At 46.2% G+C, this 14,638-nt stretch carries 13 protein-coding genes; 1 reads left to right on the forward strand and 12 read right to left on the reverse strand.

Features of this window, described 5'->3' with window-relative positions; genetic code table 11:
* Nucleotides 1-3 precede the first annotated feature (3 nt).
* From ACESZH_RS09230 to ACESZH_RS09275, 10 genes are all read right to left on the reverse strand, one after another.
* Entirely contained in the window at nucleotides 4-1,182 is a 1,179-nt protein-coding gene (locus tag ACESZH_RS09230) for an acetyl-CoA C-acyltransferase (RefSeq protein ID WP_373214658.1), read from the reverse strand.
* A 92-nt stretch (nucleotides 1,183-1,274) separates the two neighbouring features.
* The gene (locus ACESZH_RS09235; RefSeq protein ID WP_373214657.1) at nucleotides 1,275-2,144 is read right to left on the reverse strand and encodes a 3-hydroxyacyl-CoA dehydrogenase family protein; all 870 of its coding nucleotides are present in this window, start codon (nucleotides 2,142-2,144) and stop codon (nucleotides 1,275-1,277) included.
* Nucleotides 2,145-2,240: 96 nt separating this feature from the next.
* On the reverse strand, nucleotides 2,241-3,827 hold the full coding sequence (locus ACESZH_RS09240; protein WP_373214654.1) for an acyl CoA:acetate/3-ketoacid CoA transferase: 1,587 nt from the start codon (nucleotides 3,825-3,827) through the stop codon (nucleotides 2,241-2,243).
* Between the two features lie 3 nt (nucleotides 3,828-3,830).
* Complete coding sequence (locus tag ACESZH_RS09245) at nucleotides 3,831-5,459, reverse strand: class I adenylate-forming enzyme family protein (protein ID WP_373214653.1); 1,629 nt, start codon at nucleotides 5,457-5,459, stop codon at nucleotides 3,831-3,833.
* A gap of 16 nt (nucleotides 5,460-5,475) precedes the next feature.
* The gene (locus tag ACESZH_RS09250) at nucleotides 5,476-6,165 is read right to left on the reverse strand and encodes a nuclease-related domain-containing protein (RefSeq protein WP_373214650.1); all 690 of its coding nucleotides are present in this window, start codon (nucleotides 6,163-6,165) and stop codon (nucleotides 5,476-5,478) included.
* A 51-nt stretch (nucleotides 6,166-6,216) separates the two neighbouring features.
* Nucleotides 6,217-7,101, reverse strand: coding sequence for a ketose-bisphosphate aldolase (locus ACESZH_RS09255; protein ID WP_373214648.1), 885 nt, complete (start codon nucleotides 7,099-7,101; stop codon nucleotides 6,217-6,219).
* Between the two features lie 72 nt (nucleotides 7,102-7,173).
* Nucleotides 7,174-8,256 (reverse strand): PTS fructose transporter subunit IIC, encoded by a 1,083-nt coding sequence (locus ACESZH_RS09260; protein ID WP_373214647.1) that lies wholly within the window; start codon nucleotides 8,254-8,256, stop codon nucleotides 7,174-7,176.
* Nucleotides 8,256-8,564 carry a PTS fructose transporter subunit IIB gene (locus ACESZH_RS09265; protein ID WP_373214645.1) on the reverse strand — a complete coding sequence of 103 codons (309 nt, stop codon included), beginning with the start codon at nucleotides 8,562-8,564 and terminating at the stop codon, nucleotides 8,256-8,258. Before ACESZH_RS09265 ends, ACESZH_RS09260 begins: the two co-directional genes overlap by 1 nt.
* Nucleotides 8,564-9,025 (reverse strand): PTS sugar transporter subunit IIA, encoded by a 462-nt coding sequence (locus ACESZH_RS09270; protein ID WP_373214644.1) that lies wholly within the window; start codon nucleotides 9,023-9,025, stop codon nucleotides 8,564-8,566. Before ACESZH_RS09270 ends, ACESZH_RS09265 begins: the two co-directional genes overlap by 1 nt.
* A 37-nt stretch (nucleotides 9,026-9,062) precedes the next feature.
* Complete coding sequence (locus ACESZH_RS09275) at nucleotides 9,063-10,991, reverse strand: transcription antiterminator (protein WP_373214641.1); 1,929 nt, start codon at nucleotides 10,989-10,991, stop codon at nucleotides 9,063-9,065.
* 391 nt (nucleotides 10,992-11,382) lie between these two features.
* On the opposite strand from ACESZH_RS09275, the gene ACESZH_RS09280 reads away from it, so the two are divergent.
* Nucleotides 11,383-12,561, forward strand: a complete 1,179-nt coding sequence (locus ACESZH_RS09280) for an iron-containing alcohol dehydrogenase (protein ID WP_373214638.1) — start codon at nucleotides 11,383-11,385, stop codon at nucleotides 12,559-12,561.
* A 125-nt stretch (nucleotides 12,562-12,686) separates the two neighbouring features.
* On the opposite strand, the gene ACESZH_RS09285 is transcribed toward ACESZH_RS09280, so the two are convergent.
* Nucleotides 12,687-12,944, reverse strand: a complete 258-nt coding sequence (locus ACESZH_RS09285; RefSeq protein WP_373214636.1) for an HPr family phosphocarrier protein — start codon at nucleotides 12,942-12,944, stop codon at nucleotides 12,687-12,689.
* Nucleotides 12,945-13,081: 137 nt separating this feature from the next.
* Nucleotides 13,082-14,638, reverse strand: a complete 1,557-nt coding sequence (locus ACESZH_RS09290) for an SPOCS domain-containing protein (RefSeq protein WP_373214634.1) — start codon at nucleotides 14,636-14,638, stop codon at nucleotides 13,082-13,084.

Genomic DNA, 14,638 nt, shown 5'->3' on the forward strand with positions numbered 1-14,638 from the left:
CATTTAGCACTTTGTAAAGTACATGGAAATACCCTGTCCGCCGCCGATACACATGCTGATCATAGCGTCTTTCTTATCTGTGCGCATTAACTCATACAGAACCTTTACCGTCAGAACCGTTCCGGTTGCTCCGATGGGATGTCCGATGGAGATACCGCCGCCGTAGATATTTACCTTCTCCGGGTCCAGGCCAAGATCTCTTCTAACTGCATATGCCTGACTTGCAAAAGCCTCGTTGATCTCAAACATATCAATATCCTGCAGGTTCAATCCAAGCTTCTTTGCAAGCTTTTCGCTGGAGAATTTCGGGGAGTATCCCATCAGCTCTGCATCGTATCCAGCCACTGCAAAGCCCTCGATCTTCAGCTTTGGAACAACACCCAGCTCCTCAGCCTTTTCTCTTGCCATAACCACTACGGCTGCCGCACCGTCGTTTAAGCTGGAGGAGTTACCTGCTGTAACAGTGCCTCCCTTTACAAAGCAGGGACGAAGTTTCGCAAGCTTTTCAATTGTCTGTCCATCTCTCGGTCCCTCATCAGTATCAAAAATTGTAACATTTCCTTTTCTGTCTTTCAACTCTACCGGAAGGATTTCATCCTTAAATTTCCCGGATTTGATGGCAGCGCACGCTTTCTGATGGCTCTCCAGTGCAAACTGGTCCTGCTCCTCACGGGTTACGTTGAATTTATTTGCAACATTTTCAGCCGTTACACCGTTGTGATTGCCGTCCAGCGGCCAGGTCAGAATGTCGATCACGCCGTCCTCAAAGGTCTTGTGGCCCATTCTCGCTCCCCAGCGTGCATCCTTTACATAGTAAGGAAGCTGGGAAATATTCTCTGCACCGCCTGCAACAACAACATCCGCCTGACCTGTCTGGATCTCCATAACTGCGTCTGCGATGGACTGCAGAGAGGAACCGCACTGTCTGTTTACGGAATAAGCCGTTGTCTCCTTTGGCATACCAGCCTTTAAGCTGATGGCTCTTGCCACGAAGCCGTTTTCTGCAACCTCTCCAACCTGTCCGATGATAACCTCATCCACAACAGCAGGATCGATCCCTGCACGGTTTACTGCTTCTTTTACTACCATTGCACCCATATCAATTGCGGAAACATCCTTTAAGCTTCCGCCAAAGCTTCCAACAGGAAGTCTTACACCGCTTACGATCACTACATCTCTCATGATTCTTTTCTCCTATACTTGTATCTGTTTTCTGTGATAGTTTTAAAATTCTCTATGTTACGTTTCCCCAGGGTATTCTCCTGATCCCCAACTTACTGGATCTTATTTCCATTCTCATCATATTTATAAAAGCCCTGACCGCTCTTCTTTCCCAGATGTCCTGCTTTTACCATAGTTTCCAGAAGCGGGCATGGTCTGTATTTGCTGTCATGGAAGCCATTGTAAAGACCCGTCATGGTTGCCAGCATCACGTCGATACCAACAAAATCTGTCAGCTCGCATGGTCCCATAGGATGATTGCAGCCAAGCTTCATGGCATTGTCAACATCCTCCGGCTTGCAGCCTTCCATTACCATAAATGCACCCTCGTTCTGCATGGGAACCAGAATACGGTTTACCAAAAATCCCGGATACTCCGGAGCGTCTACGGTTGTTTTGCCGATCTTTGCAGCAAATTCTTTTACAACTGCGTATGTGGCATCAGAGGTCACCAGTCCGCGAACCAGCTCCAGAAGCTTCATAACAGGTGCCGGATAGAAGAAATGTGCGCCCATTACCTTGTCCGGTCTGTTTGTTACAGAAGCAATCTCAGAGATGCTTAAGCCTGATGTGTTTGAAACAAGGATGGTTTCCGGGTCTGCTGCCGCGTCAAGCTTTTTGAAGGTATCTTTCTTGATCTCAATCTTCTCCGGTACGGCTTCCACTACCAGGAAAGCGCCCTTCACATCGTCAAAATTTCCGCTGTAGGTAAGACGTCCCAGAATCTCTGCTTTCTTCTCCTCAGTCATGGAGCCTTTTGCAACCTTTTTATTGAAAAGCTTCTCAATATTTGCCTTTGCCTTTTCAATTGCGGACTCAAATGTATCAATGTTTACCACTTCATATCCTGCCTGCGCACAAGCCTGTGCGATTCCGCTTCCCATTAATCCTGCGCCGATAACTGCTACCTTATTGTGTTCCATTTTCATATACCTCTTTTCTTATATTAAAAGTATGCGCCAGCAACCATATTCCTCTTGCGCGCAGTGCGCATCCCTGCAGCGTTCCTTTCGAAAAACCTACCTCTCAGGTTTTTCTTTCAATTCCAAACCGAATGGTCCGTCCTGGATGAAAAGCCTCTCATCCATAGTCTTAAGCTCAGGGCTTACGATCGGTTTAAAATCCATCATATCCAAAACCTGTGTCTGCAGGTCGATTCCAGGTGCGATCTCAATCAGCTCCACACCTTCTTTTACCAGGCGGAATACGGCACGTTCCGTAATGATCATAACCTCCTGGCCTTTTTCTCTCGCCATGGGACCGTTAAAGGAAAGCTGTGCCACATTTTTTACCATCTTGCGGATCTTGCCCTCCTGAAGAATGGTAAGCCTGCCGTCCTTAAACTCATATTTTGCTCCGCTGGCTGTAAAAGTTCCCAAAAATACTACTTTTTTCGCATTCTGGGTAATATCGATAAAGCCTCCGGCTCCTGTACATCTTGGCCCCATCTTTGTGGAGTTGACGCTTCCATCCTCCCCCAGTTCTCCAAGGCCCATATAAGTGATGTCAACACCGGCGCCATTGTAATAATCCATCTGTTCGTGATGTCCGATCATGGCGTACAGGTTCTGGCCGATGCCGAAATCAATGCCTCCTGCCTGAACTCCGCCGTAAATACCGGACTCCACAGTGATCATAATATCGTCTGAAACGCCCTCCTCGTTGCATACCTTGCCTACCATATCATTGGGGATTCCGGTTCCAAGGTTTACAACAGCCCCGTGGTACAGCTCCTGGGTACCGCGGCGGGCAATGAATTTTCTCTCGTTAAATGGTGCAGGCGGGATGTTTCCCTGTGGAACTCTCACCTGTCCGCAGTAGGATGGGTCAAAATACCAGGAAGAGGTCTGCCTGTGGTCCTCCATCGGGTTCTCGCAAACCACAATGTCATCAATAAAGACACCCGGTACGGTAACATCCTTGGGATTAATGGTGCCTGTCTGAACCACCTGCTTTACCTGTGCGATGACTCTTCCGCCGTAGCGCTTTGCTGCCAGTACGGCAGGCAGAACTTCCAGCTTCATTGCTTCCTCTGTGGTGGTCAGATTTCCCATCTCGTCGCATACAGTTCCGCGGATGACACATACGTCAATGGGAACCTGTTTGTAAAACATATATTCCTGATCATCGTATTTGATAATGTCCACAATATCCGGAAGAGGTTTTGTTCGGTCGTTCATCTTTCCACCTTCCACACGGGGATCGATGAAGGTTCCAAGTCCAACCTTGGACATTTTTCCCGGAAGTCCGCATGCCATGCTGCGGTAAAGCTGTGCGATCTGGCCCTGGGGCAGGCAGTACGCCTCCACCTGGCTGTTTGCGATCATTTCCATCCAGCGGGGCTGCAGTCCCCAGTGAGAGCCGATGATCCTGGTCACCATACCCTCATGTGCAAGATGCTGGATCCCGTCTTTTCTGTCACTCTGCCCGCAGGAATGGAGCAGGGTAAGATCCTTTGGATGTCCTGTCTCAAGGAAGCTTTTTTCCAGCTCCTTTAAGATGGACTCGCTGGCACTGACAAGTGTCATGGCAATGGTGCAGATGGTGCTTCCGTCTTTTACACGGGATGCCGCCTCTTTTGCACTTACGAAATTCGCTTTTAACATAATTTATTTTCTCTCCTCAAACAGCGTTTTGATATACTTTTTATCCGTTTTTAAGCCCGGTGTCTTTGGAACCGCATCCACAAAAAGGATCCGTTCCGGTATCTTAAATTTTGCCAGCCGGCTCTTTAAGCTTTCCTTCAGTTCCTCCTCCGTCATGCGGATACCTTCCTCCAAAACAACCACTGCCGCCGCAGCCTCCCCGTACTTTTCACTGGGAATTCCCACAACTGCCGCATCCTTGATTCCCTTCCGGGAAACAAGCTCATCCTCCACGTCCGTACACCAGATTTTCTCGCCGCCTCTGTTGATCATGTCTTTTTTACGGTCTACGATAAACACGTAGGAATCCTCATTGATATATCCCATGTCTCCAGTGTTCAGCCAGCCGTCCTCTGTGATCAGGGGTGTTTTCAGATTGTAGTAATATTCACAGATATTAGCGCCCCTTACAAAGACCACCCCAACCTCTCCGTTCGGCAGCTCCTGCCCGTTGTCATCCAGAATTTTGATCTGAAGCCCGGGAATGGGCTTTCCTTCGGAGCCGGGATAAATACTTGTGGCCGCATCATAGGGGAAAACCGTTCCCGGCGATGAGGTTTCCGTCATGCCGTAAACATTACGGAATTCCATCTGCGGCATCCAGTTATGAAGCTTCTTCATGGTCTCTACCGGCATATAGCTGCTTCCGCAGGCTAGAGTACGGATCGTAGGAAGCTCCGGAAACTCCTTCTGGAAATCAAGCAAAAGCCCAAATACGGTGGGTGAACCGTGCATGAAGGTGATCCCATGCTTTACGACACCCTCCAGTATCCTTTTTGCATCGTATCTTTTATACAGATAAACCGTACCGCCGATATAGACGAACAATCCGAGCAGCGCCACCAGTCCGGTAATATGGTAGATCGGTACCGGGATAATGGTTTTGTCCTCATGTCCCAGCTCCAATAGCCGCTGATAGATCATAACCGCATGGTTAATATTGTAATTTTTCAGGATCACGCCTTTGCTTGCAGAGGTAGTGCCGGAAGTAAACATGAGGATCATCTCATCATTTAATTCACCAACACCAGGCTCATTTACAACATCCCCGGGACAATTTTTCCAGTCTTCTCCTTCAAACAGCCAGGCAAATCCGTACTGCTCCTGTTCACCCCCTGTAAGAAGTACAAAGCGATCCTGGTTTTCACAGGAAGCTGCCCAGGCATAATCCTCACTTGCAAGAATTCCGGAAAGATCTGCCTTTTGGATCAAAGACCGCACCTCCGGCTCCCTGTATTTGGTAGGAAACGGGGCAGCTACGGCGCCAAGTTTGCAAAGCGCGTAAAAAGCTGTGGCAAATTCTATTCCGTTATTCAGGAGCAATCCCACACGGTCGCCCTTTTTTACCTGCTTTACATATTTCAGATAGGCAGCCAGCTCATTTACCTGCCGGAGAAACTGTGGAAAGGTATAAGTTCTGTCCCAGTTGTCGCAGATCCCCGTTTTATCCGGATATTTCGCTGCTGTGTCCTGGAGCATCTCGTAAAAGCTCTTTCGCATTTTGGGAAACGAATAAACGGTTCTGTCTCCCACCGTGAGCTCGCCCATATCTTTCTGAAACCAAATATTCCACACATCTTTTCCATCTAACATGTTTACACCTTCTCAGTTACATATTCTTTTCTGCTTCAATGGACTCGTCTGCAAGTCTGTGGTAGATTTCATCTATCTTTGCCTCTGTAAGCCTGCCTTGATTTGCCTCAAAATCCTTTTTGATCCATCCGAACATCTGCTTTCTTTGGAGAACCGGAATCTCCCCGGCATTTCCCTTTTCCCAGATAATCTCACTGTTTTCCGGGAAAACCACCAGCGATTTCACCGGAATGCCTGTCTCTCCCAGCTTTGCGGTAAGCTTTTTCTCAAAATAGCGGCTCTCATCCATAGGATTTTTCAGCAGATACTGATGCTCCTTCGGTGCTTCGCCACGTTTTCTCTTTTCCGTATATATCTGTTTGAAATCCCCGGTCTGCTTTGCAAAAATCTTTCCGGCCTGGTTTTTCACGTTCAGGACATAAATTCCGCTGGAAAGCGTAAGGATCACATAAGCCTGGGGAACCTTTTCGTTTTTCGCCTGAGCAAGCTGGTAAAAGATCCTGTGCTTTCCGAACTCAGACCTGAAATAATAGCTTTCGGATAATCTGCTGATGTTTTTCTTTCTCATGGAATATTCTATAAAACTAGAATATATTTCTATATGAATGCTTCTTCTGAAGCGGCTCCAGTAATAAATCGTCTTTACCAGCCAATACGTGCCTGCTACAAGAGCAAACCCTATGATAACTTCACTCCAAACTGACATAACTCGCGTTCCTCCTGTAGCTGTTCACGCTGTCATTTTTTTACTATCGTATCAGTCAAGCTCCGGTCCGTTGTCTTTTTCGAAGGTATAACGTCCGCTGGAACCAATCAGTCTCATGTATGCTTTGATGAAATCTTTCATTGCATTCTGGGCTGCGATACACAGGTCCATATAATCGATGTTGGGGTTTTCCTCCAGCGCTTTTGCTGTTGCAAGTCTTGCGTGCTTGAACAGGTCTGTGCAAACATTGATCTTATTGATTCCGCAGGCAACCACTTTTTTGATATTCTCCTCACCTGCACCGCTTCCGCCGTGAAGTACCAACGGCATATCCAGTCTTGCCTTCAGCTCTTTCAGACGTTCAAAATCAAGCTTCGGAACAAAGCCTTCCGGATAGCTTCCATGGGCAGTTCCAATGGCAACTGCAAGGCAGTCGCAGCCAGTCCGGTCCACAAATTCCTTTGCCTGCTCCACGTTTGTATATAAATCCAGCTTGCTGTTATCAGCCTGGCTTGCCAGTCCCACATGTCCGAGCTCTGCTTCACAGGAAAGTCCTTTTCCATGTGCCAGGCTTGCGATCATCTGAGTCCTTCTCACATTCTCCTCAAACTCGCAGCTTGAAGAATCGATCATAACACTGGAAAAACCATACTCTATTGCTTTTGTGATATCCTCGTAGGTTGCGCCATGATCCAGGTTGAATGCAACCGGAACATTTACTTTTTCCGCCATGTTTTTGATCATGGGCGCCAGGATATCTCCGTGTCCATGGGCTTTCATCTGTCTCGGAGAAATGTTGATGATAACTGCGGAATGCTCCTCCGCTGCTGACTGGATGATTGCCTTTGCCTGCTCCATATTCACACAGTTGATAGCCATCACTGCGTAATTATTTTTATGTGCATGAAGAAGCATTTCCTTCATTGAAACGTACATATTTTTTCCTCCTCTGTTTTTAAAAGGGCCGCTGCAGGAGTTTTTTCTGCAGCAGCCCCTGTAGTCCAATAATTATCCCAGGAGTGGGTTGTCCATATCGTCGTCTACATAGTCTTCCGGAAGCGGTTTCTTCACGATTGCATACAGAACACCTGTGATGCAGCCGCCCAGCAGCCACAGACCGATAAACAGCAGCGGATTGGAGGTCATGGCAACGGAGAACAGACCACCGTGTACAGCCGGGGATTCAAGTCCAAGTGCCATACATAAACCACCTGTTACAGCACCGCCGATACAGATACATGCTGTCAGTCTTACTGGGTCTTTTAACTGGAATGGAATTACACCTTCCTGAACGTAGCAGCAGGACAGAATAACAAGGGATTTTGCCTGCTCTCTCTCACTGTCAGTGAATTTCTTTTTGCCGCCAAGGAATGTTGCGATTGCAATACCCAGCGGAGAAGTCATACCTGCACACATTTTAGCAGAAGTCGGGATAAAGAATCCGTCTGCATTCAGACCGTTTACGAACAGAGCTGCGGTCTTATTGATCGGACCACCGTTATCGAATGCGATCATAGCACCGATCACTGCACCAAGAAGGAATCTGGAACCGCTGTTCAGTGCGGTCAGCCATCCGGTGATAATACCCATCAAAGCTGCGATCGGAACACCGATGATATACCACATTACAAGACCAACAACCAGTGTTGTGATCACAGGGATGAACATGATGGGCATGATACCCTGTAAAGCCTTGGGTACCTTGATCTTTTTCATCTGAAGAACAAACCAGCCTGCAAGCAATGCACCTACAAGACCGCCGACGAAACCGGTTTTCATGGTTCCAGCCAGAACACCCATCGCATAACCTGGTGCAATACCCGGTTTATCAGCAATCGCATATGCGATAAATGCTGCAAGACACGGAACTGCAAAGTTAAACAAGTTGTTACCGATCGTGAAAATAACCTGTGCGAGAGTTTCCATATTGGCTGCATCAGCACCAATATTGTAGCCTCCCATCATTTTTGCAATAGCAGTGATAACACCGCCGCCTACGATTACAGGAATCATGTAAGAGATACCTGTCATGATTGCGTCTTTAACAATAACGCCTGTACTTTTTTGTTTTTTTCTCTTAATCTCAGCCATTATCCTAATGCCTCCACAAGTTCTTCTATTACTGCATCTGCGTCTTTAATAGGTTCATTTACCTTAAAGCTCATAGTAGGAACATCTTCGAACCGTTCCATTCCTTTAATTTTCACATCGCTTGCGATGATGGCACCATCCGCTCTTTTCAGATCCTCTTTGGTGATCTCGTCCTCCACGCCTGTGGCTCCCTGTGTCTCCACCTTGATCTCGATGCCTTTTTTCTTTGCTGCTTTCTTTAAATTGGCGGCTGCCATATATGTATGGGCAATGCCTACCGGGCAACTGCATACTGCTACTAAGAACATTACTCTTCCTCCTTCCTGTTATTAAATATATCGATGATCTGACCCACGTCAGTTGCATCCTTAAGACCTTCCCTGAAATCATCATCCATCAGGTTTGCTGCTACCTGGGAAAGCATCTTCAGATGTATATTGTCTGAAGAATTGGGTGCTGCCAGCATAATTACGTAATCAACCGGCTGGTCATCCAGTGACCCCCATTCTACTGGTTTTTTCAGCTTCACCAGAGTAAATGCCGCATCCTTCACACAATCTGATTTACAGTGGGGAATAGCAACGCCGTTTCCCATTCCTGTGGCAAACTCTTCTTCCCGCTGATAGAGTCCGTCAATGTATTTCTGCAGGTCTGTTACTTTTCCTGCGTCGTACATCATCTTGCCTACGCCCTTCAGCACTTCGTCTTTGTTGGCAGCCTCGAAGCCAAAGCTTACCAGCTTCTCGTCAATCATGTCCGCAATATTCATACGCTTTGTTCCTTTCTTTCGCTTAATATGTATTTCTTTATTTCAAATTTTCTATCTCAGAATACTTTCTCGCTTTCAAAATCTGCTCGATTGCCTTCATGTCCTTTGTCATATCCAGGATATCTTCGAAGATTCCCCGGAAATTATTTTCAGATTTTGACTCCAGCGCCAGCAGGAAAACAATCTGTACCTTCTCATTTCCCCAGGTTATGGGCTTTTGCAGGGTGAGCAGCCCGATACACTGTTTGCGGATGTGTCCTTCAAAAGCATGCGGGATAGCTACCAGCTTTCCTACTGCTGTTTCCGAAAGCTTTTCCCTTTCAAATACAGAAGGTACATAATTTTCATCCACATAATTTTCCCGGAGCATCCTGCCTCCCAGCAGCTCAATGACCTCTTCCTTTGATTTCAGGTCACAATTCAGGATGGTCGTTTCCTCATGAAGGAAACCTTTCACATTGCTGTATGCCTTTTTCTCTGTATCCGTATTGTTTTTTCTGTTAAGGTGACGCTCAATCCTGCGTACATCCTCATCAGACAACACCGGGGAAACATGAACGATGTCCAATGTGTCGCTGTACAGAGGAACCGTGGAAACCACAATATCCTGATCCTCCGGCTTCAGTTCATCGACCTTGTTTCCGGAAATAGTCCTTTCAATGACAATATCCGGAAAGAGCCGCTTCAGCTTTACGGAAATAAACTGCGAAGTACCGATTCCTGTCATGCACACGATCGTAACTCTGGGCTGCTTCTTCTGTTTCTCCTTCTGCCTTTCAATGGAAGCACCAATGTGAAAGGTAATGTAACCAATCTCATCCTCTGTTGCCTCAATCTCGTACCGTGTGCTGAATCTTGAGATCAGATAGGAAGCGATTTCATATTCATAGAACATTTCCTTTTTCACGGAATCCAGAATGGGATTTTGCAGATACATTTTGCTCTGTATTCTGTGAACCATGCATTCCAGATGGTCAAACAGTGCAACGGCTAAGTCCTCATCCGCTTCCAACTGCAAATGGTATTTCACATCAATATCCCGGATAAGCTCCATCATGAAATCAAACATCTCAGGTTCTCTTGCCCGTGCCTGTTTCTGCTCTTTGACCTTGACCATAGGTACCTGAAATCTTAATCCCTGCAGGCAGGCAACTAAATAGGAAAGCTCTGCATCCGGTATTTCCAGCTCAATCTTTTCGGAAATCCGCTCTCTCAGGAAATGGCTCACAAACCATTCGCGCCTTTCCTGTTCCGACACAGTCTCCATATCTGTGAAGCATTCGTTCTCCACCCGCGCCACCAATACTGCAAGCTGTATCAAAAATTCATTAAAGGAAACATCCGTCAATACAAAATGAAATCGGTTCTCGGTTTCCTCGATCACTTCCTTCAAATCATTGATATCCACCATCTCCAGTTGTGACTGGAGTTTTTCCAACGACAGCTTTCCCACTGTACCTGTGGATCTTTTCAGCGCGTGGGTTAAAGCGCGCCTGATCTGTGTTTCCGTCCCTTCCGTTTTAATTCCGTATTTCACTTTTTTAATAAAAGTGATCCCGAATTTTTCCCAAAAGCGTTCCAGCTCATTGAGATCATTTACAACGGTTCCCTTGCTGACGTACAATCTGTTTGCGATGGCTTCCATGGAAGTGTATTCATTATATAGAAGCAATTCCGCCGCGATATAATACTTCCTGATGTCCTGGGAAATGTAAGCATCCTTGTCTTCATATAAGGCAAGCTTTAAATACTTTTCTCCCTCTTCATCGCAATTCAGCCACAAGCCAACTCCCTGTTTCGTCTGAATCACACAGGAATGTTTCTCCAGCACCTGGTTGATCTTCTTGATGTCCGCCTTGATTGTCCTGGGACTTACTTTAAGTTCCGCAGCAATTTGGGATGTGGTGTATTTCTTATCATTTTTTAAGAGCATATTTAGAATTTTCTTTTCTCTTGTTAAAAACATTTGACCACCTTTCCTTGCTGTTTGAGCCAATTATATCTGCTCATACCTGCCTTTTTCAAATCAGTTAATTTCACCTTAACGGAATTACTTGGTGCAATTTAGTAAAATATATCATAGTATCCCAATTCTTAACATCCGGTTTTGTGCAATTTTACATGTATATTTCGCCAAAATTGCATCATTTTCCCATTTTCCAGAATGAATTTGCCATTTTAGACCGATTTTTTGCACTTTTTAGGATTTGGTTGCACTAACTTGGTGCAATTTTACGATTATTCATTTCGAAAAAAAGCCCCTATAATAAGTGCCAGAAAACAAACAGTTGCCGCTTACCATAATCACAGCAGGCGGTAAATCAAATAATCCATATTCTATAAGGAGGTATTTTGTAATGATTAATTTTGATTATCAATCTCCCACTAAAGTTATCTTTGGAAAAGGTGCTGAAATGAAGGCTGGAGAAGAGGTAAAGGCCTGGGGCGGTCATAAGGTTATGATTCCTTACGGCGGAGATTATCTGAAAAAGAACGGACTTCTGGACAGAGTACATCAGAGTCTGACAGAAGCAGGCATTGAATATGTAGATCTGGAAGGCGTTGTTCCAAATCCTCATCTCGGACTTGTAAAAGAAGGTATTCGTATTTGTAAAGAGGAAGGTGTTGATTTCCTTCTTCCAATCGGAGGCGGCAGCGCTATTGATACCGCAAAGGGTATCGCCTATGGTCTGGTAAATGATTTTGAATTGGAAGATCTTCTTCTCGGAAAGGTTACTACTGATAAGATTGCTCCTCTTGGCTGTATTTCTACCATTGCAGCTACCGGCTCTGAGACAAGCAACTCCATGGTCATTACCATTGAGGACGGCTGGCTGAAACGCTCCTATAACCATGACTGCGCACGTCCTAAATTTGCCATCATGAATCCGGAGCTTACCTATACCCTTCCGGTTTACCAGACTGCCAGCGGCGCTTCTGATATTATGATGCACACAATGGAGCGTTATTTCACCAATACCAAGGATGTGGACCTTATTGACCGTATGGCAGAGGGCCTTCTGGTTGCGGTCCGCGAGGCTGCAAAGGTTGCAGTTAAGACTCCGGATGATTATGAAGCGCGCGCTACTCTGATGTGGGCTGGAAGCCTTTCCCACAACGGTCTGACAGGTACTGGACGTGTTGCTGACTTTGCCTCCCACAAGATTGAGCATGAGCTTGGCGGTATGTTCGACGTAGCTCACGGCGCCGGTCTCTGCGCGATCTGGGGAAGCTGGGCAAGATATGTATACAAGACAAACCCTGCAAGATTTGCACAGTTTGCAGTTCGTGTATTCGATGTTCCGGAAAACTTCCAGGATGTGGAGGCTACTGCACTCCGCGGTATCGAAGCATGGGAAGACTGGTGCAGTGTGATCGGAATGCCTACCAACCTCCGTGAGCTTGGTGTTGAGCCTACTGACGAACAGATTGACGAGATGGCTGAGAAATGTGTCGCTACTGGCGGCGGACATGTTGGTTTCTTCCAGACATTATATAAAGACGATGTAGTACAGATTTACAAAAACGCCAGATAACAAAATTGCCAATTACTCACTTTTGAATCCCTCTTTTGAATCAAAAAACCTCCGCGGCTCCTACACAGGCCCGGAGGTTTTTTGATGGTCAAAATTTCGCGGTTATTTTTGATTTTTGGCTGAATTTAAAGGTTTTCCTTAAAGAATGCCTCCAGCTCAACAGCAGCAATATCCTCATCCTCGCCTTCAATGGAAAGGGTGACTTCCTCTCCGTTCTTTACGCCCATTCCCATCACTCCGAAGATTTTTTTCGCGTCAGCCGTCTTTGCTCCCTTGGTGATCTTTACTGTGGATTTGTAGCCTCCGCATTTTTTTACCAGGATTCCTGCAGGTCTTGCATGAAGTCCTTCCGGGTCTGTTACAACATAACTAAATTCTTTCATATTTTGTGTTCCTCCTTGTGTACGCTTATTATTTACAAAAAGTATATAACAATATGAACATTTCTTCAATCTTCCCGGAATTATTCATTTTCACCTGCTGGCGCAAAGATTTGGAAAAAAATTGTTCTATCCTTTTCTTAACTTTCCACTTTTTTCACAAGCAGAAGCGGCTGTCCCGGCACAACCTCCTCATCCTGCAACTCATTCAGCGCACAGACCTCCTCCACAGTCGTATAAAAGCGTTTCGCAATATCCCACATGGTATCCCTGGGCTTTACCATATATACGGTAATCCCCGGCATAGCCTGGATCTTCTTCATATCCAGAGGCTGCTCATCCACTTTGCTGATGATCATTTCCCTATGACACTTCAATACCAGTGCATTCAGGCTCACCGCAGCCTTCACCTCGATCTGGTTACTGTCCACCATGGTGGTAGAAAGCTGCTCCAGATCCGTCTGGAGGAAAAAGGTACTCTCAGGGGTAATGCCTCTCGCCTCCACTACATGGGTAAAGGGTACCATGGCCTCCATGGAATAAAACGGCATATCATCATTTCCAATAATATACAAAACCTTCATATGGACAATTCCGTCCACCTGGATCCCATTGTCCACGATCTGGGTTTTATCAACCTTTACACGCCCCTGGCTGTGACAGATCTGCAGGATTTTTCCCTGTGTCTCCTTTACCTCAATCCGGTCCGAAACACGACATTTAGAAAAATTCCGCACCAGAAGGCTTTCCAGTGCTTCCTCTTTTCCCTGAGGAATACACTCCTTAAGCGGTGTGTAAACATCCAGGATCAGATCATGCTCTTCCTCCCTGTAAAGCTTCATATCCAGCTCCAATACCACATCCGCCACCAGCATACGCTCTTCCCCATCTGCATCCGGCTTCACCTCAATGCCCTGGTGCATAATGGAAGCCTCAATATTGGGGATCATTTCCTCCGTACAACCTGTGCACTCCACCTCTCCGTTAAAGGGCAGAGAATACTCCAGCCACTGAAGCGGATTGCCCTCATCATCCCCCACATACAGCGCAAACACAAACAGCTCGCCCTTTGCCTTCACCACATTATCCTCCGGGCGCAAATCAAGTCCCCTTACTTCAATCGTATACCATAGCAGTTCGGAAATATTCGGCTTGTTAGACGCCAGCGTGATCTCATCCTTTACCCGGAGCGTATCTTTTTTATGTACCATCAGGCTCATAAGCCGGACTTTCTTCTTTTGAACGGAAATGTTCTCCTCATTGATTTCCACTGGAAGGGGAATTACCGCCATCTCATCCACTACGGCAAAAAAAGTGACAATGGCCTTTATGCTTAATTTCCGGGAGTGGATGATGTGAACGCTCAGATCCTCGATCTCCCACTTTAAGCACATTTTGTCCCCGCTTACGATGCCTTCCAGGTTCAAAGTCTCATCAAAAGGCAGTTTTGCAGATAAACTGTAGACTTTTCCTTCCTCTTCCCCCACATAAAGCAGATCTACATTCAGACTTCCCTTAATAAAGGCCTTGCCTTCGCTTAAGTGTACCTCATCCATGGAGACATCGCCCTTGTTCTGGATCATCCTTCCAATGTCCGGTTTTGCATCCGGCACATTATAATCCACATCAAAGGTCACCTGGCTGGTAGCCCGGCTTTTTACACGAAGCATCTGAACACTTTCTTTTCTTAATTCCAC

This window comes from Ruminococcus sp. 5_1_39BFAA, from assembly GCF_964240875.1.
Taxonomy (GTDB): Bacteria; Bacillota; Clostridia; order Lachnospirales; family Lachnospiraceae; genus Blautia_A.